We start from the raw sequence: 3,028 nt of genomic DNA, 5'->3' as shown, positions 1-3,028 counted from the left end.
AGCGCGCCCGCTATGTGGGTCGCCCGGCCTCCGCCTCGACCGCCGCCGGATTGATGAGCCGCCACCTGAAAGAACTGGATGCCTTCCTGACGGAAGCGTTCGCCTGAACCACAACGACCCCGCCTGCGTTTGACTGCGATCCAAGGAGCTGATCCCCCCAATGGCCGACATCATGACCCCCGCCCTGGGCGAGTCTGTCACCGAAGCAACGGTGGCGCGCTGGGCGAAGAAGGCCGGCGATGCGGTCCGCAAGGACGAGATCCTGGTGGAACTGGAAACCGACAAGGTCAGCCTTGAGGTAGCCTCGCCTTCTGACGGCGTGCTCACAGCCATTACGGCCGAGGAGGGCGCGACCGTGGAGCCTGGCGCTCTGCTGGGTCGGATCACGGAGGGTGCCGTCGCCGCGGCGCCCAAGGCGGCAGCTGCGCCCAAGGTCGAGGCCCCCAAGGTCGCCGCACCCGCTCCGGTCGCGAAGGCGGTGGCTGAGCCGGTGCTGGCGCCGTCAGCCCAGCGGATCGCCGCGGAAAACAATCTCTCGCCGGCCGCTATTCCCGGAACCGGCAAGGACGGCCGTGTGACCAAGGGCGACGCGCTGGCAGCCCTTGAGGCCCGCGCCGCCGCGCCGGTCGCCGCCCCCGCCGCCAGCGCCCCTCGTCCGGTCCACGAGCGCGAGGAGCGGGTGAAGATGACCCGCCTGCGCCAGACCATCGCGCGCAGGCTGAAGGAAGCCCAGAACGCCGCGGCCATGCTGACCACCTTCAACGAGGTGGACATGAGCGCCGTGATGGCCGTGCGCAATCAATACAAGGACGTCTTCGAGAAGCGCCACGGCGTGAAGCTGGGCTTCATGAGCTTCTTCGTGAAGGCGGTCGTCCATGCCCTGAAACAGGTGCCCGAGGTCAACGCCGAGATCGACGGAACCGACATCATCTTCAAGAACCACTACGACATCTCGGTCGCCGTCGGCACCGAGAAGGGGCTGGTCACGCCGGTCGTCCGCGACGCGGACATGATGAGCCTGGCCGGCGTGGAAAAGGAAATCGGCGCCCTGGGTCGCAAGGCCCGTGACGGCCAGCTGGCCCTGGAAGACCTGCAGGGCGGCACCTTCACCATCTCCAACGGCGGGGTTTACGGCTCGCTGATGTCGACGCCGATTCTCAACGCCCCCCAGTCCGGCATCCTCGGCATGCACAAGATCCAGGACCGGGCCATGGTGGTCGGCGGCCAGGTCGTGATCCGGCCGATGATGTATCTGGCGCTGAGCTATGACCACCGCGTCGTGGACGGTCAGGGCGCGGTGACCTTCCTGGTGCACGTGAAAGAGGCCATCGAGGATCCGCAGCGGCTGTTGCTGGACGTATAGGACAGGTTGAAATTGGTCGTCTCTCGACGTATCTATGAGGTGTAGATACGGAGCTCGTCATGGGCGCGCACAAGACGGCGAAACTCTTTACGCACGGCGGCAGCCAGGCCGTGCGGTTGCCGAAAGAGTTCCGTTTCGATGGTGGGGAGGTTCGTATTCGCAAGGTCGGCGACATGGTCATTCTGGAACCTGAGGTGCGAGACTTCACCCAGCTTTGGGCCGAGCTTGACGCCTTGCAGGAGGCCGCAGGTGAACCTTTTCCAGATCCGCCTGAAGATCCCCCATCTCCGGATCCGAAGTTTCGCTTTTGATCCTCAGCCTTGATTCGAATGTGCTCGTCGACGTCATGCGAGGCGCCAAGCGATACGTTCGTGAACGTATGGATCACGCCCTTGCCTCTGGTTCGGAGTTGGTAGTCTCCACAATTGTCGCTCAGGAGCTCGTGCTTGGCGCCCAGCTGAGTGCGCGCCCAGGTCTTCAGTTTGAGACCCTTAGCCGGCTTCTGGCCGATCTTCGCGTTGAGCCCTGGACCTGGGAAGATGCGGTGGCGACCGGACGCTTGCGCGCCGAGCGGGATCGCATTGGCCGGCGGCTCCCCAGCTACGATACGCTGATCGCCGGACAAGCCCTGGCGCGCGGCTGGACCGTTGTGACCGGAAACGTACGAGATTTTCAGGAAATTGAAGGCCTCCACTTGATCGATTGGTCCGATCCCGCCGGGCCGATTGACCTCACCGGCGGCCTGGCTAGTTTGCCCGACCCCACCAAGGACTGACCCATGGCCGAAGCTACCCCCTACGACGTCATCATCATCGGCGGCGGCCCTGGCGGCTACAATGCCGCTATCCGCGCGGGGCAGCTGGGCTTGAAGGTGGCCTGCGTTGAGAAACGCGCCACGCTGGGCGGCACCTGCCTGAACGTCGGCTGCATGCCCTCGAAGGCCCTGCTGCACGCGTCGGAACTGTACGCCGCCGCCAACACCGAGTTCTCCAGGCTCGGCATCGAGGTGACGCCGCGTCTCAACCTGCCGCAGATGATGGCGCAGAAGGCCGAGTCGGTCAGCGCGCTCACCAAGGGCATCGAGTTCCTGTTCAAGAAGAACAAGGCCGACTGGATCAGGGGCGCGGGCAAGATCGCGGGCGCCGGCAAGGTGGAGGTCACCGCCGAGGACGGAACCCTGACGGTGCTGGAGGGCAGGAACATCGTGATCGCCACCGGCTCCGAGCCCGCCGGCCTGCCGGGCGTGGTCGTTGATCAGGACCGGATCGTGGATTCCACCGGCGCGCTGACGCTGTCGGAAGTACCCGGCCATCTGGTGGTGATCGGCGCCGGGATCATCGGGCTGGAACTGGGCTCGGTCTGGCGCCGGCTGGGCGCCAAGGTGACGGTGGTGGAGTTCCTTGACCGGATCACGCCCGGCATGGACGCCGAGGTGGCCAAGACCTTCCAGCGCGTGCTGACCAAACAGGGCATCGCTTTCAAGCTGGGCTCCAAGGTCACCGGCGCCAAGACCACCAAGAAGGGCGTCAGCCTGACCTGCGAGCCTGTGGCCGGGGGCGCCGCCGAGACGATAGACGCCGACTATGTGCTGCTGGCCATCGGGCGCAAACCCTACACCGAGGGCCTGGGGCTGGACAGCGTGGGGATCGAGACCGACAAGCGCGG

General features: G+C 65.6%; 5 protein-coding genes. All 5 read left to right on the top strand.

Annotation, left to right across the window (positions count from 1 at the left end):
• Window positions 1–107: hypothetical protein (locus tag ACIQ42_RS17550; RefSeq protein ID WP_397423519.1), on the top strand; the 107-nt coding region annotated here is incomplete at its 5' end.
• 53 nt (window positions 108–160) lie between these two features.
• The gene (odhB, locus tag ACIQ42_RS17545; RefSeq protein ID WP_397423518.1) at window positions 161–1,363 is read left to right on the top strand and encodes a 2-oxoglutarate dehydrogenase complex dihydrolipoyllysine-residue succinyltransferase; all 1,203 of its coding nucleotides are present in this window, start codon (window positions 161–163) and stop codon (window positions 1,361–1,363) included.
• A gap of 59 nt (window positions 1,364–1,422) precedes the next feature.
• Window positions 1,423–1,674, top strand: coding sequence for an antitoxin (locus ACIQ42_RS17540; protein ID WP_397423517.1), 252 nt, complete (start codon window positions 1,423–1,425; stop codon window positions 1,672–1,674).
• Window positions 1,671–2,138, top strand: coding sequence for a PIN domain-containing protein (locus tag ACIQ42_RS17535; protein WP_397423516.1), 468 nt, complete (start codon window positions 1,671–1,673; stop codon window positions 2,136–2,138). The genes ACIQ42_RS17540 and ACIQ42_RS17535 overlap by 4 nt, the downstream gene beginning before the upstream one ends.
• A gap of 3 nt (window positions 2,139–2,141) precedes the next feature.
• The coding region (locus ACIQ42_RS17530; protein ID WP_397423515.1) for a dihydrolipoyl dehydrogenase family protein at window positions 2,142–3,028 on the top strand (887 nt) is incomplete at its 3' end.

Origin of the sequence: Phenylobacterium sp., assembly GCF_044372605.1 — a bacterium.
In the GTDB taxonomy this organism is placed as follows: Bacteria; Pseudomonadota; Alphaproteobacteria; order Caulobacterales; family Caulobacteraceae; genus Phenylobacterium.
This window is presented reverse-complemented; position numbering and strand designations above follow the sequence as displayed.